General features: G+C 75.1%; 21 protein-coding genes. 13 read left to right on the top strand and 8 right to left on the bottom strand.

Annotated features, from left to right (window positions below; translation table 11 throughout):
* Nucleotides 1–124 precede the first annotated feature (124 nt).
* From ACY34I_RS16335 to ACY34I_RS16300, 8 genes are all read left to right on the top strand, one after another.
* Complete coding sequence (locus tag ACY34I_RS16335) at nt 125–796, top strand: BON domain-containing protein (RefSeq protein ID WP_462755871.1); 672 nt, start codon at nt 125–127, stop codon at nt 794–796.
* Nucleotides 797–908: 112 nt separating this feature from the next.
* The gene (locus ACY34I_RS16330) at nt 909–1,970 is read left to right on the top strand and encodes a glycosyltransferase family 4 protein (RefSeq protein ID WP_462755870.1); all 1,062 of its coding nucleotides are present in this window, start codon (nt 909–911) and stop codon (nt 1,968–1,970) included.
* A gap of 168 nt (nt 1,971–2,138) precedes the next feature.
* Nucleotides 2,139–2,972, top strand: a complete 834-nt coding sequence (locus ACY34I_RS16325; protein ID WP_148796352.1) for a patatin-like phospholipase family protein — start codon at nt 2,139–2,141, stop codon at nt 2,970–2,972.
* Nucleotides 2,972–4,006 carry a 1-acyl-sn-glycerol-3-phosphate acyltransferase gene (locus ACY34I_RS16320; RefSeq protein ID WP_462755869.1) on the top strand — a complete coding sequence of 345 codons (1,035 nt, stop codon included), beginning with the start codon at nt 2,972–2,974 and terminating at the stop codon, nt 4,004–4,006. The genes ACY34I_RS16325 and ACY34I_RS16320 overlap by 1 nt, the downstream gene beginning before the upstream one ends.
* 35 nt (nt 4,007–4,041) lie before the next feature.
* A complete protein-coding gene (gene cutA / locus ACY34I_RS16315) occupies nt 4,042–4,362 on the top strand; it encodes a divalent-cation tolerance protein CutA (protein ID WP_148796348.1) in 321 nt (106 codons plus the stop codon).
* 47 nt (nt 4,363–4,409) lie between these two features.
* Complete coding sequence (locus ACY34I_RS16310) at nt 4,410–8,195, top strand: SCO7613 C-terminal domain-containing membrane protein (protein ID WP_462755868.1); 3,786 nt, start codon at nt 4,410–4,412, stop codon at nt 8,193–8,195.
* 123 nt (nt 8,196–8,318) lie between these two features.
* On the top strand, nt 8,319–9,371 hold the full coding sequence (locus tag ACY34I_RS16305) for a fatty acid desaturase family protein (protein ID WP_462755867.1): 1,053 nt from the start codon (nt 8,319–8,321) through the stop codon (nt 9,369–9,371).
* A gap of 217 nt (nt 9,372–9,588) precedes the next feature.
* The gene (locus ACY34I_RS16300; protein ID WP_462755866.1) at nt 9,589–10,737 is read left to right on the top strand and encodes an FHA domain-containing protein; all 1,149 of its coding nucleotides are present in this window, start codon (nt 9,589–9,591) and stop codon (nt 10,735–10,737) included.
* 59 nt (nt 10,738–10,796) lie between these two features.
* On the opposite strand, the gene rocD is transcribed toward ACY34I_RS16300, so the two are convergent.
* The 3 genes from rocD to ACY34I_RS16285 all read right to left on the bottom strand — a co-directional run bounded on the left by rocD (nt 10,797) and on the right by ACY34I_RS16285 (nt 13,638).
* Nucleotides 10,797–12,011 (bottom strand): ornithine--oxo-acid transaminase, encoded by a 1,215-nt coding sequence (gene rocD, locus ACY34I_RS16295; RefSeq protein WP_462755955.1) that lies wholly within the window; start codon nt 12,009–12,011, stop codon nt 10,797–10,799.
* Nucleotides 12,011–12,826, bottom strand: a complete 816-nt coding sequence (ddaH, locus tag ACY34I_RS16290; protein ID WP_462755954.1) for a dimethylargininase — start codon at nt 12,824–12,826, stop codon at nt 12,011–12,013. Before ddaH ends, rocD begins: the two co-directional genes overlap by 1 nt.
* A gap of 173 nt (nt 12,827–12,999) precedes the next feature.
* Nucleotides 13,000–13,638, bottom strand: a complete 639-nt coding sequence (locus ACY34I_RS16285) for an NAD(P)-dependent oxidoreductase (RefSeq protein ID WP_462755865.1) — start codon at nt 13,636–13,638, stop codon at nt 13,000–13,002.
* A 107-nt stretch (nt 13,639–13,745) separates the two neighbouring features.
* On the opposite strand from ACY34I_RS16285, the gene ACY34I_RS16280 reads away from it, so the two are divergent.
* Nucleotides 13,746–14,090: a winged helix-turn-helix transcriptional regulator gene (locus tag ACY34I_RS16280; RefSeq protein WP_462755864.1), complete on the top strand. Its 345-nt coding sequence runs from the start codon at nt 13,746–13,748 to the stop codon at nt 14,088–14,090.
* Nucleotides 14,091–14,208: 118 nt separating this feature from the next.
* On the opposite strand, the gene ACY34I_RS16275 is transcribed toward ACY34I_RS16280, so the two are convergent.
* The gene (locus tag ACY34I_RS16275; protein ID WP_462755863.1) at nt 14,209–14,883 is read right to left on the bottom strand and encodes a thrombospondin; all 675 of its coding nucleotides are present in this window, start codon (nt 14,881–14,883) and stop codon (nt 14,209–14,211) included.
* A 160-nt stretch (nt 14,884–15,043) separates the two neighbouring features.
* On the opposite strand from ACY34I_RS16275, the gene ACY34I_RS16270 reads away from it, so the two are divergent.
* On the top strand, nt 15,044–15,853 hold the full coding sequence (locus tag ACY34I_RS16270) for an Fpg/Nei family DNA glycosylase (RefSeq protein WP_462755862.1): 810 nt from the start codon (nt 15,044–15,046) through the stop codon (nt 15,851–15,853).
* Between the two features lie 142 nt (nt 15,854–15,995).
* Here ACY34I_RS16270 and ACY34I_RS16265 read toward each other — a convergent pair whose 3' ends face one another.
* Nucleotides 15,996–16,832 (bottom strand): helix-turn-helix domain-containing protein, encoded by an 837-nt coding sequence (locus ACY34I_RS16265; protein WP_462755861.1) that lies wholly within the window; start codon nt 16,830–16,832, stop codon nt 15,996–15,998.
* Between the two features lie 114 nt (nt 16,833–16,946).
* Here ACY34I_RS16265 and ACY34I_RS16260 point away from each other — a divergent pair, with 114 nt between their 5' ends.
* Nucleotides 16,947–17,540 (top strand): NADPH-dependent FMN reductase, encoded by a 594-nt coding sequence (locus ACY34I_RS16260; protein WP_462755860.1) that lies wholly within the window; start codon nt 16,947–16,949, stop codon nt 17,538–17,540.
* A 48-nt stretch (nt 17,541–17,588) separates the two neighbouring features.
* Here ACY34I_RS16260 and ACY34I_RS16255 read toward each other — a convergent pair whose 3' ends face one another.
* Nucleotides 17,589–18,458 carry an aminoglycoside phosphotransferase family protein gene (locus ACY34I_RS16255; protein ID WP_462755859.1) on the bottom strand — a complete coding sequence of 290 codons (870 nt, stop codon included), beginning with the start codon at nt 18,456–18,458 and terminating at the stop codon, nt 17,589–17,591.
* Between the two features lie 89 nt (nt 18,459–18,547).
* Here ACY34I_RS16255 and ACY34I_RS16250 point away from each other — a divergent pair, with 89 nt between their 5' ends.
* Together ACY34I_RS16250 and ACY34I_RS16245 are read left to right on the top strand one after the other, a co-directional pair.
* Nucleotides 18,548–19,063, top strand: a complete 516-nt coding sequence (locus tag ACY34I_RS16250) for a SigE family RNA polymerase sigma factor (protein ID WP_462755858.1) — start codon at nt 18,548–18,550, stop codon at nt 19,061–19,063.
* Between the two features lie 2 nt (nt 19,064–19,065).
* Nucleotides 19,066–20,319 (top strand): hypothetical protein, encoded by a 1,254-nt coding sequence (locus ACY34I_RS16245; RefSeq protein ID WP_462755857.1) that lies wholly within the window; start codon nt 19,066–19,068, stop codon nt 20,317–20,319.
* 43 nt (nt 20,320–20,362) lie between these two features.
* On the opposite strand, the gene ACY34I_RS16240 is transcribed toward ACY34I_RS16245, so the two are convergent.
* Both ACY34I_RS16240 and ACY34I_RS16235 read right to left on the bottom strand, forming a co-directional pair.
* Nucleotides 20,363–21,784 carry a WGR domain-containing protein gene (locus tag ACY34I_RS16240; protein ID WP_462755856.1) on the bottom strand — a complete coding sequence of 474 codons (1,422 nt, stop codon included), beginning with the start codon at nt 21,782–21,784 and terminating at the stop codon, nt 20,363–20,365.
* Nucleotides 21,785–21,924: 140 nt separating this feature from the next.
* Nucleotides 21,925–23,298, bottom strand: coding sequence for an FAD-dependent oxidoreductase (locus tag ACY34I_RS16235; RefSeq protein ID WP_462755855.1), 1,374 nt, complete (start codon nt 23,296–23,298; stop codon nt 21,925–21,927).
* Nucleotides 23,299–23,516 lie beyond the last annotated feature (218 nt).

Genomic DNA, 23,516 nt, shown 5'->3' with positions numbered 1-23,516 from the left:
AGTCAAGGGGGTTGGCTCCGTCACCCGCCGCCCATTTTCGTGCGCTCACCCGGCCCGGGTGAGCCCGGCTCACCCCGTCCGGCGGCACCCTCGACGCACGGGGAACCGCACGGGAGGGGACGCCATGACGACCACGACCGCCGTCCGTACCGACCAGGAGATCCAGCGGGACGTGCTCGCCGAGTTGGACTGGGATGCGCAGACCCAGCCGACCGAGATCGGCGTGACCGTCGCCGACGGGGTGGTGACGCTCACCGGCCAGGTGGACAGCTACGCCCGGCGCTGGGCGGCGGAGCGCTGCGCGCACCGGGTACGCGGGGTCCGCGCGGTCGCCAGCGACCTCGAGGTACGGCTGCCCGCCGCGGAGGAGCGTACCGACGCGGACATCGCCATCGCGGCGAGCCGGGCGCTGGAGTGGGACAGCTACGTCCCCGCCGACCGGCTGGACGTGACGGTCGCCAACGGCTGGGTCATGCTCCGGGGCGAGGTGGAGTACGGCTTCCAGCGGCGTACCGCCGAGCGGGAGCTGCGCCGGCTGCGCGGCGTACGTGGGGTCACCAACCTGATCGAGGTCCGTCCGCCGGCCCCGTCCAGCGACGAGCAGAACCGGCGTGACCTGCAACGGGTGCTGCTGCGACGGACCGGCACGGAACGGATCAGGGTGGGGGTCACCGGGGACACCGTGGTGCTCGACGGGGTGGTCCGCTCCTGGTGGCAGCGCGAGGAGGCGGAACGTGCCGCCTGGACCATGCCCGGGGTGCGCGAGGTGCACGACCGGATCGTGGTGGCCGCCTGATCCGTTTGCCGCCGATCGGGGCGGGAAACCGCCACCGATCACGGATGCCGACCGGAGAGGACTCGTGGCCGTGAATCACCAGCCGGATCGGGCACCGCCGTTGCGGATAGCGATGGTGGTACCGCCGTGGCTGTCGCTGCCGCCACCCGGTTACGGCGGCGTGGAGCAGGTGGTGACCGGGCTGGTCAACGGCCTGGTCGACCAGGGGCACCGGGTCACCGTCTTCGGCGCTGGCCGGGACCACGGCACCGCCGCCGAGTTCGTCTCCACCTGCGACGACCTCCAGTACGACCGGCTGGGCGAGTCACTGCCCGAACTGGCCCACCTCGCCCAGGTCAACCGCCTGGTGGACCCGACCGACTTCGACGTCGTCCACGACCACACCACCATCGGCCCGCTGGTCGCCGGCCGGCGGTCGGTGCCCACCGTGGCCACCGTGCACGGCAACCCGGTGGGGGAGTTCGGCACCATGCTCGGCATCGTCGACCAGGGTGTGGGCCTGGTGGCGATCTCGCACGCCCAGCGCCGGGCGAACCCGGGGCTGCCCTGGGTGGGCACGGTGCACAATGCGATGCCGCTGCGGGACTTCCCGCGCAAGCGCGCCCCGGGCGAGGGGCCGGTGCTCTGGCTGGCCCGGTTCAGCCCGGACAAGGGGCCCGACGTGGCGATCCGTGCCTGCCGGGCGGCCGGGCTGCCGCTCACCCTGGCCGGCAAGTGCAACGAGCCGGCCGAACGCCGCTACTTCGAGCAGGTGGTCGAGCCGCTGCTGGGCGACGACGTCACCCTGGTGCTGAACGCCGACCGCGAGGCCACCCTGCGGCTGCTGCTCGACGCCCGCTGCCTGATCATGCCGATCCAGTGGGAGGAGCCGTTCGGCATGGCCATGCTGGAGGCGATGGCGACCGGTACGCCGGTGGTGGCGCTGCGCCGGGGCGCGGTGCCGGAGCTGGTCCGCCCCGGGCTGACCGGGCTGCTCTGCGAACAGCCGGACGAGCTGCCGGCGGCGCTGCGCGAGTCGATCCGGCTGGACCCGGCGGACTGCGTGGCGCACGTCGCGGAGAACTTCTCGGCGGAACGGATGGCGCGCGGCTACGTGTCGGTGTACCGCAGCTTCCTCGCCGACCTGGGAGTGTGGGCCGGCCGGCCGGAGACGGCGCGGGCCGTCGCCCGATGACCGGCGAGCCGCCCACGCACGGCCGCGCCCGGGAATGGTGGCTCGTGGTCAGCTGCGGGCGGCGGTCGTCCAGCACCTAGCGCACGGTCCCGGTCGCGGGGTGACCGGGCGGGTTCGCCGCGGCGGCTCCGGCGGGCCGGCTTTCCGCCTCGTGCCAGGATGAACGCCATGGCAGGCGGTCCGGTGGCGTTCGTGCTCGGCGGCGGGGGAGTGCTCGGCGCGGTCGAGGTGGGCATGCTGCGCGCCCTGTTCCGCGCCCGGATCCGGCCCGACATGGTGCTCGGCACCTCGATCGGCGCGGTCAACGGCGCCCTGGTCGCCGCCGACCCGAGCGAGGCGGTCACCGACCGGCTGGTCCGGCTCTGGGCCTCGCCCGAGGCGAGCGAGGTGTACGGGGACTCGGTGGCACGGCAGCTGCGCCGCTTCGCCGCCCGTACGCACCTGCACTCACCCCGGCCGCTGCGCCGGCTGCTGGAGACCGAGCTGGGCGAGGAGACCACCTTCGCTGACCTGAAGGTGCCGTTCCGCTGCTGCGCGGCGAACATCGAACGGGCCGCCGAGCACTGGTTCCACAGCGGGCCGGTGGTGCCGGCCGTGCTCGCCTCCGCCTCGGTGCCCGGGCTGCTGCCGCCGAAGGAGATCGACGGCCAGCACTACATCGACGGCGGGGTGGTGAACTCCATCCCGGTCGGGGAGGCGGTCGCGCTCGGCGCGAAGCAGATCTTCGTACTCCAGGTGGGCCGAATCGAGCGTGAGCTCAGCCCGCCCCGCCGGCCCTGGGAGATCGCGCAGGTGGCCTTCGAGATCGCCCGCCGGCACCGGTTCGCCCGGGAGATGGCGGCCCTGCCCGAGGGGGTGGAGGTGCACGTGCTGCCCACCGGCGGGCTGGAGCCGCGCGAGGACAGCCCGTGGGCCTACCGGGACATGGCGGCGGTGGGACGGCGGATCAGCCGCGCGTACACCGCTTCCCGCCGCTACCTGGACACCCAGCTGGAGCGCTGATGCCACTGCCACCGCGGTGGGTACGCCGGTTGCTGCTGGCCCCCGGCGTGGTGCTGCTCGCGGTCACGGTGCTGGCCACGCTGCCGGCCTGGGCGGTGCTGGCGCTGGCCGCCTCGCCGCTGGTGCCGGGGCGGCTGCGGCCGCTGCGGCTGCTCTGGATCGCCACCGTCTACCTGGTCTGGGACGCCGCCGCACTGCTCGCCCTGTTCGCGCTCTGGGTGGCCGCCGGCTTCGGCGCGCGCAAGCGGTCACCGGCCTTCCAACGGGCGCACTACCTGCTCGCCGGCCACTTCCTGCGGGTGCTGTTCTGGCAGGCCCGCTGGGCGCTGCGGCTGCGGATCGACGTGGTGGGCGCCGACCCGGACACCGCCCTGCCCGGCCGCCCCGAGCTGGTGCTCTGCCGGCACGCCGGGCCCGGCGACTCGTTCATCCTGATCCACGCGCTGGTGAACTGGTTCCACCGGGAGCCCCGGATCGTGCTCAAGGCGACCCTCCAGTGGGACCCGGCGATCGACGTGCTGCTCAACCGGCTGCCCAACCGGTTCATCGCGCCCGGGTCGGACGGCCGGGAGACGATGCTCGCGCAGATCAGCCACCTCGCCACCGACCTGGACGACGACGACGCGTTCGTGATCTTTCCGGAGGGCGGCAACTTCACCCCGCGGCGGCGGTTGCGGGCCATCGCCCGGCTGCGGGCGCTCGGGCTGGACCGGATGGCGTCGCGCGCCGAACGGATGCAGCACGTGCTCGCCCCACAGCCCGGCGGGCTGCTCGCCGCCCTGGACGCCGCCCCGGACGCCGGGGTCGTGTTCGTCGCGCACACCGGGCTGGACCGGATGCTCACCGTGACCGACGTGTGGCGGGAGCTGCCGATGGACAAGCGGATCGTGATGCGGTTCTGGTCGGTGCCGCCGGAGGACATCCCGGCCGGGCGGCAGGACCGCATCGACTGGCTCTTCGACTGGTGGGCGCGGATCGACCGGTGGATCGCAGCCAACCGGGACGGTCCGGCGGGGGCACCGGCCCCGCAGTGAAGCGGGCTGCCAGGAATCCCACGTATGGTGCGCTCGTGGAGCAGATCTGCGTGGTGACGACGGTGGTGGACGCGCGGGCGGTCGCGGACGTCATGGCGGCCGCGGCCGTCGCCGGACGCCTGGCGGCGTGCGCCCAAGTGAGCGGACCGGTGGACAGCACCTACTGGTGGCAGTCCGCCATCCAGACCACGGCCGAATGGTCGGTGCAGTTCAAGACCGCACCGGACCGGGTGGACGCGCTGATCGACCAGCTCCGCGCCAACCACCCGTACGAGGTGCCGGAGATCCTGGTGACCCGGATGGAGAGCGGCAACCCGGACTACACGGCCTGGGTGCGGCAACACACCCGCCCCTAGGTACGCCTACTCTGTCCGCCCGGCCCGCCGGTCACGATGCTGGCCGGGTGGAGAACACCCGCTACCCCTGCCCCGGCTGCGGCGCCTCGGCCGATCTCGCCTCCGGCTGCCCCGGCTGCGGTCGTCCGCCGTATCCGCCGGCCGCCGAGGTGATGCGGCTGGACCGGGAGATCGCCGCCCTCACACCGCAGGTGGAGCGCGCCCGGGTGGCGTACCAGGAGTTGGCGGCCCGGCTCGGCACGGCCCGGCAGCACCGGGCGGAGCTGGCCGCGCGGATCCGGCGGGAGGTCCCGCCGCCGCGCCCGGTCGGGCCGGTGCCGTCACCGGTGCCCGCGCTGCCGGCCGTCGCGGTACGGCCCGGCGCGGCGGAGACCTCCACCCGGACCGTGCAGAGCCTCCTGTTCGTCCTCGGTGGACTGCTGCTCGGCACCGCGGCGGTGGTCTTCACGGCGGTCGCCTGGGCCGCGTTCGGGGTCGCCGGGCGGGCGGTGATCCTCCTGGGTTTCACCGCGCTCACCCTCGCCGGGCCGCTGGTGGCCCGGTGGCGCGGGCTGCGCGGCACCGCCGAGACGTTCGCCGCGGTGGGGCTGCTGCTGGTGCTCCTCGACGGGTACGCCGCCTGGTCGGTGGACCTGTTCGGGGTCACGGGCTGGCCCGGAAGCCGCTACGCCGCGCTGGTCGGGGGGATCGGCGCGGCGGTGGCGGTCGGATACGCGCGACTCAGCCGGCTCACCGTGCCGTGGTTCGCGGCGCTGCTGACCGCGCAGCCCGTGCTGCCGCTGGCCGTGGTGGCCGCCGAGCCGTCCGCCGCCGGCTGGGCACTGGTGTTCGCCGGGGTGGCGTTGGGCGATCTCGTGGTGGTGATCGCCCTGCGGAACCGGGTCACGCCGGCCGCGCTGCCGTCGAGGGTGGACGGCGCGGCGTCGGCGAGTGGGGGTGACCCGGGGCGGGGCGGGGTGGCCGGCGGGGGGCCGGTCCACCCCGACCCGAACGGGGAGGCGGCGGCCGGCGGGGGGCCGGCCGCCGCGCCCGGACCCGTTCCGGCCGCCGCGCCGGCCGGACCTCCGGTGGACCCGCGCTTCATGCCGGTGCCCGGCGGGTCGGCGGCGGTGCGCGCCGGGTGGGTGCTGGGCTGGACCGGGCACGCGGTCGCGCTCGCCGTCGCGGCCGGCTGCGCGCTGGTCCCGCTCGTGCTGGGGCGGGCGGCCGGCACGCCGCTGCTGGCCGGTGGTCCGCTGCTGGTGGTGGCGCTCGCCCTGCTGACCGGCGCGCTGGCGGCCGGTGGCCGGGCCTACCGGGCGGTCGCCGCGGGGCTGCTGGTGCCGGTGCTGGCCACCGCGCTGATCCGACCGGTCGCCGCGCTGCACCCGGGGCTGTTGCTGGTGGCGGCCGGGCTGGTGGCGGTCGGGCTGGCCGGTGCCGTGCGGGCGGTGCCGGGGCGGCTGCGTATCGGGCCGCGGGTGGGCGCGCTGGTGGTGGCGGCCGGGTCGGGGCAGGTCGCCACGATCCTCACCGCGCTGGTCAGCGGGTCCGCCGCGCTCGCCGCGTTCCCGGCCTGGCAGGGCGCGGAGCCGGTCCCGGCCCCGTCGTGGGGCTGGCAGCTGCCGGTGGCCGTGCTGCTCATCGCCGGGGCGGTGGCGTTGCTGGTGCCCCGGTCCGCGTGGCCGGTGGTCGGGGCGGCCGGCGGCGCGCTGGCCGTGCTCGCCGCGCCGGCCGCCGTGGCCACCCCCTGGCCGTTGGTGGTGGCGCTCGACCTGGTGGCGGCCACCGCGCTGCTGCTCGGCGCCGTGTTCCGGCCACGCCACCGGTATCCGGCGGTGCTGGTCCCCGCCCTGGCCGCGGCGGTCCTGTTCGGCCACGCCCTGCTGGTCGGCTGCGCCGCGCCGGCCGGTGCGGCCACGGTCTTCGCCGTCCTGGCGATCGCCGGGGTGGCGGTCGCGGCGCGAGGCCGCCGGGGCGAGGGGGCCCAGCCGGCCGTCGCCGGGGTGGCGCTCGGCGCGGCGTTGCTCGCCGTACCGGCGGGGGTGGCGGTCGCGCTGGTCGGCTTCGACGCGGCGCCCTGGTGGCGGCTGCGGGGCGCGTCCGCCGCCGTCGTGGTGCTGGTGGTCGCCGTCCGTGCGGTCCGTCGACACTGGCCGGACCTGCACGGGTACGCCTCGACCGGCTTCGCCGTCGCGCTCGCCTCGGTCGGGGTCGCGCCGCTGGTCGTACCGGGCGCCGAGCGGGTGTCGCTCTACGCCGCGGCAGGGGTGCTGCTGGCGCTGGCCGCCGGCGGGGGTGCCCGGCCGGCGGACGCCCTCCGGGTGGTCGGCACCGGACTGGCCGGCCTGGCCCTGGTCGCGGCCGCCCCGGCGGCCCTGCGGGTGCTCCTGGAGCTGCCGGTCCGGCCCTGGTCCGGGGTGCCCGCCGGCGGGCCGGTGCCCGGCGCGGTCCCCGCCGGCCTGGCGCTGCTGCTGCTCGGCACGGCTGCCGCGGCGTACGCCCGGATGGCGACGGCCCCGGGTCGCGGCATGGTGTCAGACCGGCCGTCATTCGGTCCGGAACGCCGCCTGGCGGCGTGGAGGCCGAATCATGGCCGCCAGCCGAACTGGACGTTGCCGGCGCTGGCCGCGCTCCCGTTCGGCGCGGTCGCCCTGCCGGTGCTGCTGGCGGCGGCCGGCGCTCCGTGGCCGGCGGTTCCCGCGCTGGCGTTCGGTACGGGGGTGGCCGCGCTGCTGGTGGCCGCGCTCGCCGCGCCGCGCCCGGCGCTGCTGCCGGTCACCGGGCCGCTCGGGCTGGCGCTCACCGTGCCCGGGCTGGGCGGGCTGGCCGCCACCCGGGCCGGGACGCTCGTCGGGCTGGGCGCGTTGGTCGTCGCGGCCGCCGTCGTCGGAGTGGCCGGCCGGTGGGAGGCCGCCCGGCTGGCCGGCTGGCTGTCGGCCGTGGCGGCGGCCACCGGGTTCGCGCTGACCGCGTCGCTGGCCGGCGGGCTGCCGCTGCGGACCGCCGCCTTCGCGGTCCTGGCCGTGGCGGTGGCGGCCCTGCACGCCGGACCGCTGCTCCGCCCCGCTGCGGCGCGGCGGGCGGGTACGGTGCCGCAGGCCGGCCCGGCCGACGATGCGCCGGCGGTCCCCGGGGGCGTGCCGGTGGGGGCGCCTGCCACGCTGGCGGGTCCGCCCGGGACACGGGACCGCGTGGCCGGCGCGGTGGAGGCGGCGGCGCAGGCGGTGGCCCTGCTGGCGCTGCTGCTCACCGGCGGCGCACTGCGGCACGCGGCGGCGGTCTGCGCGCTGTGGGGCGCGGTCGTGGCGGTACGGGTGCTCCGCCGGGGCGAGCCGACCGGCCGGCGGTGGGCTCTCGCCGGTGTGGCGGGCGGCAGCGAACTGCTCGGCGGCTGGCTGCTGCTCGCCGCAGGCGGGGTGGCGGTGCTGGAGGCGTACAGCGTGCCGGCGGCGGCGCTCGCCCTCGGCGCCGGCTTGGCGGCGCTGCGGACCCGGCCGGGCCTGAACAGCTGGCTGGCGCTCGGCCCGGGGCTCGCGGCGGCGCTGCTGCCCAGCCTGGTGTCGGTGCTGGCCGGGCCGGACCCGCAGCCGTGGCGCCGGCTGGCGCTCGGGGTCGTCGCGCTCGGCGCGGTGCTGGGCGGGGCGGTCCGGCGCTGGCAGGCACCCGTCGTGCTCGGCGCGGCCGCCCTGGTCCCGCTGGCGCTGCACGAGCTGGCCCGGGGCTGGGACTTGCTGCCCCGGTGGATCTACCTGGGCCTGGGCGGCCTGGCGCTGATCGCCCTCGCCGCCACCTACGAGCGCCGCCGGCGCGACCTGGCCCGGCTGCGGGCCGCGGTGGGCCGGATGGGGTAGGGCTAGCACCACCCGCGGCTGGGGGGCTGGCTGGATTACCCAGCGCAGTCGATCAAGGCATGCTTGGTTACGGAGAGTCGCGCCGCCCGGTGTGACGTACCGACCGAGGGGACGGAAACCGGCATGACCTCATCGACGTTGACGGCGCCACCGAACCGGCGGGGCAGCGACTACGCGCGGCTGTCCCGGCGGGTCGCCGAGGCGGGCCTGTTCGACCGGCGGCCGGCCTGGTACGCCGTCCGGATCGGGCTCACCCTGGGCGCCTTCGTGGCCGGTTGGGTGCTGGTGGCCGCGGTGGGTGACTCCTGGGTGCAACTGCTGCTGGCGGTCGGGATGGCGGTGGCCACCACCCAGGTGGCGTTCCTCGGGCACGACGCCGGCCACCGGCAGATGTTCCGCCGGCGCGGCGCGAGCGAGTTCGCCGGCCTGATCGCCGGCAACCTCGCGGTCGGGCTGAGCTACGGCTGGTGGGTGGACAAGCACAACCGCCACCACGCCAACCCGAACCACGAGGACGAGGACCCGGACGTCGGGGCGGGCGCGCTGGTCTGGACGTACGAGCAGGCGGCGGCGACCCGCGGGCTGGGCCGGTGGCTGGCCCGGCGGCAGGCGTGGCTGTTCTTCCCGCTGCTCCTGCTCGAAGGGCTGGCGCTGCACGTGGCGAGCGTGCAGGCGCTGGTCGGCCGGGAACCGGACGGGCGGTGGCGCACCCCGGTACGGCACCGCGCGGTCGAGGGCCTGCTGCTTTTCGCGCACGCCGCCGGTTACCTCGGTCTGCTGTTCGCGGTCATGTCGCCTGGGAAGGCCCTGCTCTTCGTCGCCATCCATCAGGGGCTCTGGGGGCTCTACATGGGCTGCGCGTTCGCCCCGAACCACAAGGGCATGCCGATGCCCGGCGCCGACGACGACCTCGACTTCCTGCGTAAGCAGGTGCTCACCTCGCGCAACGTGCGGGGCGGCCGGTTCGTGGACGTGGCGCTGGGGGCGCTCAACTACCAGATCGAGCACCACCTCTTCCCGAACATGCCCCGGGTCAACCTGCGGCGGGCCCAGCCGATCGTCCAGGCGTACTGCGCCGAGCAGGGCATTCCGTACACGGAGACCGGGCTGATCGAGTCGTACCGGCAGGCCCTGGGGCACCTGCACGAGGTCGGCCGCCCGCTGCGGGCCGGCTGAGCGGCCCCGGGCGGGGCGCGTGCCGCCCCGCCCGCCCGGCGGCCAGCCGCCGCCACCGACCGACGAAGGTCGATTGCCGGCATGCGTGGACCGGCCTCGATCGGCGCTGCCGGTAGGGTCGGGTCATGACAGACGGGCGCACCGCGGCGGCGGTGCGGAACGAGCCGGGCGGGCAGGCCCCGACCCGGCGGATCGACGGCATCGTCCGGAGCGCGGCATGAGATTCGAGATCAGCAAGGTGCTCGACGCCATAGAGGGGCGGGTCTGCACCGACCCCGCACTGGCCCGGGCCGTGGTGGACCTGGCCGAGGTGATCCGCTGGCAGAACCTGGACGGCGGGCGACCGGCCAGCCTGCTGCGGCTCGGCATGGTGATCGACGCCCTGTCCCGGCAGCTCGGGGAGGACAGCGTCCCGGTCTACGCCATCGTGCACCGGGCCCTCCTCTCCGACGCGGACCTGACCTCCAACGAGCGGATGGTGGTCCGGCGCTGGGCGGACGACGGGCTGGTGGAGGTGCTGGACCACCCCGGCGATCGGATGCTGGAGGTGGCCGACCTGCTCGGGCTGCCCGTGCTCAGCCGGGTCCGGTTCAACGGGCTGGGCGGCCGGTTCCCCTGGCTCGGGCAGGCCGGGCGGGTGCTCGCCCCGGTGCCCGGCGCCGGTGGACCGGTGTTCATCGCACATGTCGGCGGCGGGCAGGACCCGGCCTCGGGCAGCCGCTCACCGGTCGGCGCGAAGCTGCTGGCCCGGCAGTGGCGCTGCCCCGAGCCCGGGTGCGCGCTCTTCGGTGACGGTGGGGGCGGTGGCGCCTTCGCCGACCTGGCCCGGGTGGACCGCGCCCCGGCCGGCCAGCCGCCGCCCACGCTGCGCAACGGGGTGCCGACCTGCCCCCGGCACGGGGTCCGGCTCGGCGACGCCGGGCCGCGGCCGCGTACCGAGGTGCTGGCCGTCCGCATCGGCGGGCTGGTGCGGCGGCGGTTCGTGCTCACCGAGACCCAGCCGGTGCTGGTCGGGCGGGCGCCGGACTCCGCCGGCGGGATCGTGCTCGGCCAGTGGCTCAACGACGAGGCGCGGCGCTGGATCAGCCGCAGCCACGTCCGGTTCGAGCTGCGGGTCGGCGAGGTCATCGCCACGGACACCAGCACCAACGGCTCGGGCGTCCGGCCGGGCGGCTCGATGGCCGAGCCGGATCGGATCGCCCTGGCCCCGCAGCAGTCCCGGGTGCTGGGCGAAGGCGACATCATCGAGCTCTACCCGGGCGTGCAGGTCGGCCGGGCCGACGAGTTGCCCAGCGACGCGAAGTTCACCCCCACCTCGGTCATGGCCGAGGCCCCCACCATGGCCATGCGGCTGCCGCGCCCCTGAGGCCGACGACGAAGGGCGCCGGGACCGTCGCGGTCCCGGCGCCCTTTCGCGTACGGCGGTCAGCCGGCCAGCACGGCGGCGAGCTGGGCCACCGCGTGGTCGATCTCCTCTTCGGTGATCACCAGCGGCGGGGCGAGCCGGATGGTCGAGCCGTGGGTGTCCTTGGCCAGGACGCCCCGCTCCATCAGCCGCTCGCAGGCCTGCCGGCCGGTCATCAGCGCCGGGTCGATGTCCAGGCCGGCCCAGAGGCCCCGGCCCCGGACGGCGACCAGGCCCTTGCCGATCAGGCCGCGCAGGCCGGCGTGCAGCCGCTCGCCCAGCTCGGCCGAACGACGCTGGAACTCGCCGGTGGCCAGCAGCCGGACCACCTCGGTGGCGACGGCGCAGGCCAGCGGGTTGCCGCCGAACGTCGAGCCGTGCTGGCCCGGCTTGAGCACGCCGAGCACGTCGGCGTTCGCGGCCACCGCGGAGACCGGCACGATGCCGCCGCCGAGCGCCTTGCCCAGCAGGTACATGTCCGGCACGATGCCCTCGTGGTCGCAGGCGAACGTCGCGCCGGTACGCCCCAGACCCGACTGGATCTCGTCGGCGATGAAGAGGACGTTCCGCTCGGTGCAGACCCGACGGACGCCCGGCAGGTAACCCTCCGGCGGCACCACGACACCCTGCTCGCCCTGGATCGGCTCGAGCAGCACGGCGACCGTGTTCTCGTCGATCGCGGCGGTCAGCGCGTCCAGGTCGCCGTAGGGGACGACCGTGAAGCCCGGGGTGTACGGCCCGAAGTCGGCGCGCGCGTCCTCGTCGGTGGAGAAGCTGACGATGGTGGTGGTCCGGCCGTGGAAGTTGCCCTCGGCGACCACGATGTTCGCCTGGCCCGGGGTCACCCCCTTGACCTGGTAGCCCCACTTGCGGGCGACCTTGATGCCGGTCTCCACCGCCTCGGCGCCGGTGTTCATCGGCAGGACCAGGTCCTTGCCGCACAGCTCGGCCAGCTCCCGGCAGAAGTCGGCGAACTGGTCGTGGATGAACGCCCGGCTGGTCAGCGTGAGCCGGTCGAGCTGCGCGTGCGCGGCCTCGATCAGCTTCGGGTGCCGGTGGCCGAAGTTCAGCGCCGAGTAGCCGGCCAGGCAGTCCAGGTAGCGGCGGCCGTCCACGTCGGTCAGCCAGGAGCCCTCGGCTGACGAGATCACCACGGGCAGCGGGTGGTAGTTGTGCGCCGTGTGGCGCTCCGCGTCCCGTACGGCGGACGGCGTCCGCAGCATGTCGTCGATGATCACTTGTCTGCCTTTCCCTGACGGAGTCGCAACGTGCAGCACTTCGGTCCGCCGCCGGCCTTGCGCAGCTCGGACAGGTCGATCCCGATGGTCTGGTAGCCCCGGTCGCGCAGCTTGGCGGCGAGGTCGGTAGCCTGGGCGGGCAGCACCACGTGCCGGCCGTCGCTGACCGCGTTCAGCCCCAGCACCTCGGCGTCAGCCATGGTGGCGTGGATCGCGTCCGGGAAGAGCCGGCGGAGCACCGCCCGGCTGCCCGGCGAGAACGCCTCCGGCAGGTACGCCACGGTCCGCTCGTCGAGCACGGTGAGCGCGGTGTCCAGGTGGTAGAAGCGCGGGTCCACCAGCTGCATCGTGATCACCGGGTAGCCGAAGACCTCCTGCAGCTGGGCGTGTGAGGGGTGCGCGGTGCGGAACCCGGTCCCGGCGAGCAGGTGGTCGCCGGCCAGCAGGATGTCGCCCTCGCCCTCGTTGACGTGCTTCGGGTCGTACATCTCGAAGCCGGCGGCCTCGAACCAGGCCCGGTAGGCGGGGGCCTCGTCGGCGCGCTGCGGGTCGCGGAACTGCACCGCCATGGCCTTACCGTCGATCACCGTGCCGCCGTTGGCGGCGAAGACCATGTCCGGCAGCCCGGCCACCGGGTCGATCAGCTCGACCTCGTGGCCCAGGTCGACGTACGTCTGGCGGAGCTGCTCCCACTGCCGGATCGCCAGGTCGGCGTCGACCGGGGCGGTGGGGTCCATCCACGGGTTGATCGCGTAGTCGACCGCGAAGTACGTCGGCCGGCACATCAGAAAGCGCTGGCGGGTGGCGTCCATCGTCATGTCGTGCTCCCAGGGGTCGGGCGCGCCCGGCCACGGTCGGCCCACGGGCTGGCGCCGTAGTCCAACGTTAGGTGGCGCGGGCCGGCGACATCCACCGCGAGAAGTTGCGTTCGGCGTCGGATCGTTGCGTCTGGCGCTCATCCCGCGGTGGATCGTTGCGTCGCCGCTCAGGCACGCTCCACCCCGAGGTGGAGCTGTCGGTGCCGGGGCGTCTCGATCTCGTCCAGCAGCGCCACCGCGAGGTCGGCGTACGTGATCCGGCTCGCGGCCTCGGCCGGCGCGAACCGGTACCGGCCGGTCGGCGCGCCGCCGTGGTCGAAGTCCCCGGCGGGGCTGAGCACCAGCCAGTCGACGGCCGCGCCGTCCTGCCGCAGCACCTCGGTCCCCGCCGCGTGTCCCAGGCAGAAGGCCCGGTACTCCTGCGGGTAGTCCGGCGTGTTCAGCAGCGGCACGCCGGCGACGGTCGGCAGCACCGAGGCGAGCCCGACCACCAGCAGCCGGTCTACCCCGGCCCGGCCGAGCCCGCCCAGCAGCGCCCGCGCCGCCGCCGGGAAGAAGACGTCGGCCGGCGCGGTCAGGTCGGCCGCCGCGTGGACCGCCGCGTCGTGCCCGGCGGCCAGTTCGGCGACCCGGTCCGCGTCGGTGACGTCCCCGGTGACCACCATCACCTGCCCGTCGGCGGACAGGTCGGGGTGGCGGGCCGGGTCGCGGAGCACCGCGGTGACCCGGTGCCCCCGGTTTCGCGCCTGGTGGACCGCGGCCCGGCCGGCCCGGCCGCCGGCGCCGAAGACGATGATCCTGCTCATCGACGTACCCCTCATCACCCGTTGGCCGGCGTGGTCGCCGGCCGGTCGGGGCGGACGCTATCCGGGCGGCCGGTTTCCACCGGGATACCGACTACGGTGGGCGGCATGTGTTCGACGAAGTCTGCCCGACGGACCTGACGCCGATCCGGTTCGGAGACAAGTGGGCCGGCATGATCATCCGCTGCCTGGAGGGCGGCCCCCGGCGGTTCTCCGAGCTGCGGGTGCCGCTGCGGGCCGTCACCCCCAAGGTGCTCACCCGCTCGCTGCGGAAGTTGGAGCAGGACGGGCTGATCCGTCGCACGGTCCACGTCGCACCCACCCGCCGGGTCGAGTACGCGCTGACCCCGCTGGGGCACAGCCTGCTCGGCCCGATCGAGGTTGCCTGCGCCTGGGCCCGGGAGCACTGGGACGAGCTGATCGACGCGCGCGAGGGCGTCGTCGCGGCGGACTGAACCGGGAAACGCTTCGGGGGCGGCGAACCGCCGCCCCCGAAAGAGGATGTGCCCTGCTGGTGAACCACCAGGCTGGTAGGGCTCGCCGGCGCACCGCCGGCGGGCCGATCAGTGCCCGTCAGAACGTCGCGGCAAACTGTGAGTCAAGCCACTCCCGGAACCGGCCGACCCACTCGCCGTCGGTGGTCGGCCAGTCGAATTGGCCGGTCATGGCGACGATGCCGAGCACCACGGCGGCGAGGCCGACCAGCACGCCGATCAGCGCGTCGGTGGTGCCGGCCACGTGCCGCCGGCGGGTGGCGACCAGGCCGAGCACGGCGAGCACCGCACCGACCGCGCCGAGCCCGATGCCGTACCCGGCGAGGGCGCCGCTCAGCACGAACAGCGCGCCGACCACCGAGACGATCAGGCCGAGGGTGGCCAGCAGGCTGGCCCGGGGCTTCGGACCGAGGGCCACGGGAGCCATCCGGCCGTCGGCGTCGGCCTGCGGCCGGTCCGGCCGGCCGTCCCGGTCCAGGTCGACGGTGCGCTCCAGGCTCGGGTCCGGGTCGACCGTCGTGCCGGTGCGCCGCGCCTTCGTGGCGAGCGCCCCGTCGGCGGTGGCCCGGTCCGCCCGCCGCTCGCCGTCGGTCGCGGTGTTCCGGTACGCGGTCCGCTCCTCGTCGCGGTCGGTGACCTCGGGCCGGGCGTCCGCCCGGTCCGCGACGGCCGTCCGGTCGCGGGCGTCCACGACGCCGTCGCCGTTCACGTCCTCATGGCGCGCCGGGCCGGTCCGGCGGGACAGGATCTTCATTTCGACACCTCCTGATCTGGTGCGTGGAGGCCGGGGGAAACGCAGTGGCAGCCACGCGTGACACCCAGGAGGTACCCGGCCGCCGGAAAGTCGACACTTGTCGACGGGTGGCCGGGACTCCGCGGCGGCGTCGCCGGGCTCCCGGGCTACCGTTGCCGGCGTGCCAGAGGGACACACCATCCACCGCCTGGCGGCCCGACACGCCGAGCTCTTCGCCGGCGACAAGGTGCACGCCGCCAGCCCGCAGGGCCGCTTCGCCGAGGGCGCCGCGCGGCTCACCGGCACCGTCCTGGACGGCACCGAGGCGTACGGCAAGCACCTCCTGCACCACTACGCCGGCGAGCTGGCCCTGCACGTGCACCTCGGGCTGTACGGCAAGTTCGCCGACGGGCCCGGCGAGCCGCCGCCCCCGGTCGGCCAGGTCCGGCTCCGGCTCGCCAGCGACACGCACTGGCTCGACCTGCGCGGCCCGACCGCGTGCGAGCTGCTCACCCCGCCCGAGGTGGCGGCGCTGCGCGACCGGCTCGGCCCGGACCCGCTGCGCGCCGACGCCGACCCGGACCGGGCGTACGCGCGGATCCGCCGCAGCGCCACCCCGCTGGCAGCGCTGCTGCTGGACCAGTCCGTGGTGGCCGGCACCGGGCTGATCTTCGTGACCGAGGCGCTGTTCCGGGCCGGGCTGCCGCCCACCTTGCCCGGGCGGGCCCTCACCCCGGCCGGCTGGGCGGAGCTGTGGGCGGACCTGGTCGCGCTGATGACCCGCGCCGTCGAGCGGGGCCGGATCGACACCGTGCGGGACGAGCACCTGCCGGAGGCGATGGGCCGCGCGCCCCGGGTCGACCGGCACGGCGGGGAGGTGTACGTCTACCGCCGCCCCGGCGCGCCCTGCCACGTCTGCGGCGCCGGGGTCAGCCGGGGCGAGCTGGCCGGCCGCAACCTCTACTGGTGCCCCACCTGCCAGGCCGGCTGACGCCGGACCCGGTGGCTGGCCCACCCCGGGTGCTGCCGCTCAACGATCCCGGCCGCGTCCTCCGACCTGCCGACGGTGACCCTGAGCGCGTCGGCAGGGTGGACGGTGAGCCGGGCGGCGTACGGGCCGGCGAACCCCTGCGTCAACCGACCGCGCGAAGAACCCGGGTCTGGTGACGGAGCCGCTCGACGGCCTCCGCCGTCCCCCCGTCCGCGGGTAGGAGGACGACCAGCTGCTGGGCGTCGGTGCTGGGCAGCTCCAGCCGCTCCCGGTGCCAGCGCAGCTCGTGCCCGGCGGGATGGTCGAGCCGCAGCGGGACCTGCGGCGGGGGCAGGTGGTGGTTGAGTCGTCGGGTGAACTCCTGCCCGGCGACGGGGGCGAGTTCCGCCTTGAACCACTCGGACGTCTCGGCGGACGGCCCGAGCCACAGGTCGAAGGCCTGTTCGTCGGCCACTTGGTCCCAGTCGGGGAAGAACGCCCGGGCGCGCGGGTCGGTGAACACGTAGCGGGTCAGGTTGGGCGACTCGGTGTCGAGCAGCCCGGTCTCGCGCATGACCAGCTCGAACCCGCTCGTGTACGCGAGCACGTCGCCCAGGCGGTTGGTGACGAACGCGGTGCCGGGTTCGAGCAGCCGGAGCATCTCCCGCACGGTGGGCCGGACCTCGCGGTTGGGCGGCGACGGCCGCCGGTACGCGGAGCAGGCCCCGCCGGTGATCTTCGCGAGGTAGCGCAGGTGGTGGCGCTCCCCGGCATCCAGGCTCAGGGCGTCCGCGAGCGCGTTCACCACCGAGGGAGACGGGTTGCGGTCCCGCCCCTGCTCGATGCGGGTGAGGTACTCGACGCTGATCCCGGCCCGCGCTGCCAGGTCCGAGCGGCGCAGGCCCGGGGAGCGGCGCCGGCCACGATCGGGCAGACCGAAGGACTCCGGCTGGATGCTGTCGCGCTTCGCCCGGACGAAGTCGCCCAACGGCGTACTCATGGATCGAGAGTCTAGGGCGGATTCCGGCCGCCGCCGACGTCGTAGCCTGGCCCTACGGGGGCCAGCCTGCGCCCGGTCTGGTTGCCGTCGCTCCGACGGCGGACCGTGGATGGCATGAGCGAGAAGCACAAGTTGGTCATTGTCGTGGGAAGCGTCCGCGAGGGCCGGTTCGGTCCGGTCGTCGCGTCCTGGGTCGCCGAGCGGGCGCGCGAGCACGGCGGGTTCGACGTGGATGTCGTCGACCTCGCGGAGATCGAGATCCCGTTGTCGTTGCCGGCGATGTCACCGAAGTACGCCGGCGACATGTACCCGCGCCCGGCCGGGATGGCGCCCCTGACCTCCCGGCTCGCGGACGCGGACGCCGTCATCCTGGTCACCCCGGAGTACAACCACAGCTACCCCGCCTCCCTGAAGGCGGCCATCGACTGGCACTTCACCCAGTGGACGGCCAAGCCGGTCGCCTTCGTCAGCTACGGCGGGGCCGCCGGCGGCCGGCACGCCGTCCTGCACCTGGAGAACGTCCTCACCGAGCTGCACGCCGTGACGATCCGCGACGGCCTGGCCTTCCCGAACTACTTCACCAACTGGGAGGACGGGCGACCGCTGGATCCCCAGGCGCCGGGATACGCCAAGACCCTGCTGGACCAGCTCGCCTGGTGGGCTGCGGCCCTGCGGACGGCACGGGACGGGGCCCCGTACCCGGCCTGAGCGCCGGACCTCGTGGAGTGACCGACCCCGGCGGCTCCCCGGGATCGGTCACCCCTCGCCGAGCAGCCAGCGGACCACCTCGACCTGGTTCGGGAAGACCTGGTCCCCGCCGATGCTCCAGGCCGTGGTGTGCACGATTGTCCAGCCTCGGACCCGCTCCCGGTCCAGGCCCAGCTCGGCGCTGAGCCGGTCCAGCCGATGACGGACCGCCTCGGGCGAGTGCCCCAGCTCCGGGCCGCGCACCATCGGCACCGGCGCGAACTCCCGCTCGCCGACCAGCGGCTTCGGGTCGATGGCCAGCCACGGTACCCGGGTCGCCCGGAGCACGTTGCCGGCGTGCAGGTCCTGGTTGACCAGCACCTGCCCGCCCTGGCTGGGCACCAGGTCGGCGAGCAGCCCGAGCGCGGTGTCCAGCAGCCGCCGCTCGTACGGGCGGTTGGCCCGCTCCCAGTTCGCCGGCAGCTGCTCCGCCCAGCCGGCCGCCTCCTCGGCGAGCGGGGTGAACGGGGGGCCGGCCGGCACGCCGAGCCGGGGGAGCAGCTCGACCACCACGTCCAGCGCCGCATCGAGGGGCAGTTCGTGCAGCGGGGTGCCGGGCAGGCAGCGCTCCACCAGCAGCGCCCGCCGCTGCGGGTCGTGCGCCAGCAGCCGGATCGCGCCCCGGCCGGCCCAGTGGGCCAGCGCCGCCGCCTCGTCCCGGCTGTCGTCGTCCGGGTACTGCAGCTTGAGCACAGCCGGCGTGCCGTTCGTCAACTCGACCGGCAGGGCCAGCGAGGCGAACGCGTACCCGAACGGGGGTCCCACCACCCGCAGATCCCAGTGCGCGACGCACTCCGCCAGCCGGTCCGGTAGCAGCGCCCGCCAGGCCCGGCCCGCTGGGAGCCGTTCGGTCCACCGCAGGCTCTCCGGAATCTCCACCCGGCCATCCTCACGGCTGGGCCCGGATCACGTACAACCGTTTCCGGCACGGTGCCGTCTGGAAGAGCGAAACCCACGGAGGTGGCCGGATGCCGGACGCATCGGACCAGGAATATGTCGAGTACTTCACCGCGCGCCTGCCGGCGCTGCGCCGGCTCGCGTACGCGCTGTGCGGCGACGCCGACCAGGCCGACGACCTGGTGCAGGAGACCGCCACGCGGCTCTACCTGCGCTGGGCGCGGATCGCTGAGGTCGAGCAGCTCGACGCGTACGTCCGCACGGTGCTGGTGCGGCACTTCCTGGACACCCGGCGGCGCGGCTGGTGGCGGGTGCACCTGTTCGGCGGGCCACCCGACGTGCGGTCCACCGAGGACCGGGGCGTCGAGGAGCGGACCGTGCTGCGCGACGCCCTGGCGAAGGTGCCGCCCCGCCAGCGAGCGGTGCTGGTGCTGCGTTTCCTGCACGACCTGCCGGTGGAGGAGGTGGCCCGGACGCTGGGCTGCTCGCCCGGCACGGTGAAGAGCCAGACCTCGCACGGCCTGGCGGCGATGCGACGGCTGCTCGGGGACCGCGAGATGGCCGGCCGGACCGGAAAGGAGCGGTGAGCATGAGGACCGATGACGAGCACGTCGCCGACCGACTGCGGTGGCTGGACGACGAGCCGGCCGGCCCGCCGCGGATCGACCTGCCGGGGGCGATCCGGGAGGCCCGCCGGCGGCGGCGCAACCGCCGGGTGGCGGCGGCCGGGGCGGCCGCGCTGGGTGTGCTGGCGATGGCCGCGCTGCCGGCGGCGCTGGGCGGGGACGGGCGGGCGGCGCCGGCGCCGGCCGCGAGCCCCAGCCCGTCGATGCCGTCGCCGGAACCGCGGCCGACCGGCCCGTGGCAGGGGGTGTGCACGGCCACACTGCTGCCCGTGCCGGGCGATCCACGGGCCGCGGTCACCGGCGGTGACCCGGACGGCCGGTGGCTGATGGGCCGCCGGGCCCCGCAGGGGCAGGGCCGCATGGATTTCGGCCTGCTGATTTGGGAGGGGGACCGGGTCGGGGAGGTCAAGCTGCCGGGCTCGATGCAGGAGTTGACGGATGTGAACCGGGCCGGCCTGGCGGTGGGTTCGTCGTTAGGGGCCGGCAACGAGTGGCGGGCGTGGGCGGTGCGCAACGGTGAGGTCATCGGTCTGCCCGTGGTGACGTCCGGGGGCGCGACGGCCGTCAACGACGCCGGCCGGATCGTCGGCTACCGCAATCTGGTTCCCGGGAAACCCTGGATCCAACGGCCGGTGGTCTGGGACTCATACCGGAGCCAGCCGGTCGACCTGCCACTGCCCGGCCCGCAGTGGGAGGGCACGGCCATCGACATCGACGAGGACGGCACCATCCTGGCCGCGATGTCCGACGGGCACCCGGACAAGCCCACCCGCGCGGTTGTGTGGCGTCCGGGCGCCGCCCGGCCGGAGGTGCTGCCGTTGCCGCAGGTGCCCGGCGGGCAGGCCGACCGGTTCCTGCCCCTGTCGTTGGCCGGTGGCTGGGTGACCGGCACCGCCGAACGCGACACCAAGGTGGTTCCCCGGAACGGCATAACCAGGTACCCGGTGCGGATCAACCTGCGGACCGGGCAGGCGGACGTACTGAAGGGCGCCCTCTGGTCCGGGACCGGCAACGGTCGGGGCTGGATGGCCGGTTGGGTCTCCGATGACGTCCCCGCCGTGATCACCGACACGAGGTCGGTGAAACTGCCCGTGCCGGACGGCTGGCGCGGCGAGCGGCAGGGCGGGGTGACCAGTTTCAGCGACGACGGCCGGGTGCTCGGCGGGAAGCTCGAGTCCGACGACCAGGTCCGGCCGGTGCGCTGGACCTGCCGGTGACCGGTCCGGGGGCGGTCCCGCACCGCCCCCGGACCGGAGCCATTCAGCGGAGGCGGCGGATGTCGCCGTACGCCCGGTAGAACCCGCCCCGGCCGGACTCCCGGACCTCGGTGACCAGGTAGCGCGCCCCCGGCTCCCGGATGCCCTTGGGGAACTGCACCGACCAGTCCCGGCGGTAGCCGTCCGAGAGCACGCGGATGCGCAACTGGCCACCCCGGTCGACGCACTCCACCACCACACCGGACCGGTCGTCGGTGGCCACCTCGACCGTGGTCCAGGCGGCCGGCTCGGGCAGCCGGACCGGTGCCTTCACGTCGACCACCTCCGGCACGCTGCCCGCCTCGGCGGCCCGGATCGCCGGCTCGCTGGCGTCGATGCAGGCCAGGTAGCCGCTGGTGGTGACCACGTAGAGCCGCTCCTCGTGGTACTGCATCGAGTAGGCCGAGCCGCAGCCGGTGCCGAGCTTCCACAGCCGGTTGCCGGCCTCGTCGAAGCAGTAGATCGAGGACGCGCTGTCCCCGGCGAAGACGTACCGGCCGCCCTCGGCGGTGGCGCAGGAGAAGACCGCGGAGTCGCAGCGGTACGTCCGCTCGGCTCGCCCGTCCTTGCGCAGGCGCACCACCTCGCGGGTGCCGGTGCCGGCGAACACGGTGTCCCGCTCCTGCCAGCCGAACAGCACCGCCCCGGTGCGGGTGTGCCAGAGCTCCCGCCCGGTGCGCCAGTCGTAGCCGGTCACCCCCTGCGAGTGGCCGTGGTAGAGCGCGTCGGTGTCGCAGCGCACCATCCAGGCCGAGCGGCCCCGCCCCGGCCGGCGCCAGAGGAACTCGTCCTCGTGGTCGACCGCGGCAATGCCGCCCTCGCGGTCGGACACGCCCAGCACGCCGTCGTGGATGTCCAGCCAGTAGATGTCGATGTCCGGGGCGATCGCGTACGCCACCCGGGGCACCTTGCCGGAGAGGTCGTAGACGTTGCCGTCGTCGCAGCCCGCGTAGATCCAGGCGTCGTCGGCGACGATGCACTTCACCCCGTCGGGGAGCCGGACCTGGTTCAGCACCCGGGCGTCGTGCCCCAGGGTGGTGATCACGCCGTGCTCGTTGCCCACCATGCAGCTCTGCCCGTCGATGAAGATGCCGAACGCGGGCGCACCCGAGTCGTACCGCCAGAGCACCGGGGCGGTGCGGGCGGTGGAGCGGGTGCTGACGATCTGCCGGCGGGAGACCGGCCGCTTCTGCCGCCCGCCGCGCACGGCCGGGGCGTACCCCTTGCGGACCTTCTCGCCGATCTTCTTCGCGGCGGCGCCCCGGGCGCGGGCGTTGTCCGGGTAGGTGGTGGTCTTCACCTGGCCCTGGTCGCCGATCCGGCCGTAGCGCACGGTCATCACGGTGTCCGCCACCACGACCTCGTAGAACTTGTGCGCTCCTCCGTCCACTTCGGACAGTTCGAGGTAGGTCGTCTCCTGCGACATGTGGATGCCTCCGAGGGGAAAAGGCGCCGGACCCGGCACCGCGACAGCGTCCACACGCTAACCGCGCCCCCCGACAAAGAACTCTGGGTGCATCTGTTGTCGTCCCGGCGACAAGAACTGCACCCAGAACCGGCAGCCGCTCAGCGGTGGCCGAGGGCGTCGACGGCCCGGCGGGCGGCGATCAGGATCGGATCCCAGACCGGCGCGTACGGCGGGGCGTAGCCGAGGTCCAGCGCGGTCATCTCGTCCACCGTCATGCCGTTCCACAGCGCCACGGCCAGCGGGTCGATCCGCTTGGCCGCCTCGGACCAGCCGACGATCTGCGCCCCGAGCAGCCGACCGCTGGGCCGCTCGGCGATCAGCTTCACCGTCATCGGTCGGGCGCCGGGGTAGTAGCCGGCCCGGTTGGTCGACTCGGCCCGTACCGTGACGAACTCGAAGCCGGCCGCGATGGCGTCCGGCTCCCGCAGGCCGGTCCGGCCCACCTCCAGGTCGCACACCTTGGTCACCGCCGTGCCGACCACGCCGGGGAAGGTCGCGTACCCGCCGCCGATGTTGATCCCGGCGACCCGGCCCTGCTTGTTTGCGTGGGTGCCCAGCGGGATGTGCACCGGCAGGCCGCTGACCCGGTGCAGGGTCTCCACGCAGTCGCCGGCCGCCCAGACCCCCGGCACCCCGGGCACCCGCATCCGCAGGTCGGTGCGGATCCCGCCGGTGGGGCCGAGCGGCAGGCCGGCGGCCGCGGCGAGGGCCGTGTTCGGGCGTACGCCGAGACCCAGCACCACGACGTCGGCCGGGATCGGGCCCTCGGCGGTGACGACCGCGGCGATCCGCCCGTCCCGTTCCCGGAGGCCGGTGACCGACAGGCCGGTACGGATGCCGATGCCGACCTCGCGCAGGGCGGCGGCGACCAGCTCGCCCATGTCGGCGTCCACCGTCGACATGGGCTGGGCGCCCTGCTCGACCAGGTCGACCGAGAGCCCGTGCTGGAGCAGCGCCTCGGCCATCTCCACGCCGATGTAGCCGCCGCCGACCACCACCGCGCGCCGGGGCCGGGGCTCGCGGTCCAGCCAGTCCAGCAGGGCCGCGCCGTCGTCGAGGGTCTGCACGCCGAAGACCCCGGCGACGCCGCCGCGCGCCCATTCGGGCTGCACCGGACTCGCGCCGGTGGCGTACAAGAGGGTGTCGAAACCCGCGCGGACCTCGCCGCCGCCGTCCAGGTCGCGGGCGACCACCTCACGGCGGTCCAGGTCGATGGCGGTGACCTCGTGCCGCAGCCGCACGTCGATGTCAAATTGGGTGCGGAAGGTGGCCGGGTCACGGGCGATGAGCGCATCCCGGTCCGGCACCACCCCGCCGATCCAGTACGGGATGCCGCAGGCGGAGTATGAGGTGAAGTGCCCGCGCTCGAAGGCCACGATCTCCAGGTCGGCCCGATCACGGCGCCGTCGGGCCTGGGACGCCGCCGCCATCCCGGCCGCGTCCCCGCCGACGACGATCAGCCGTTCCGCCACGTCGTTCATCCTGTCACGCGAAGATCCTCCGGCGGGCCCGGTCAGCCGCGGGCCTGCCGGGCGACGTCCTCGACCACGTCGACCAACCGGCCGGTACGCGCGAACACCGCCGCTGCCGCTGCCGTGCCGGCGCGGCCCGCCCGGCAGATCGGTCACCTGATCGAGGGAGGGAGAACGGTTCCGGGGCCTACGATGAGGCCGCCCGACGTCCACCGCCG

The organism is Micromonospora sp. RTBAU3-60, from assembly GCF_054963695.1.
Note: the sequence above shows the minus strand (reverse complement) of the source record. Positions and strands in the feature narration are given on the sequence as shown.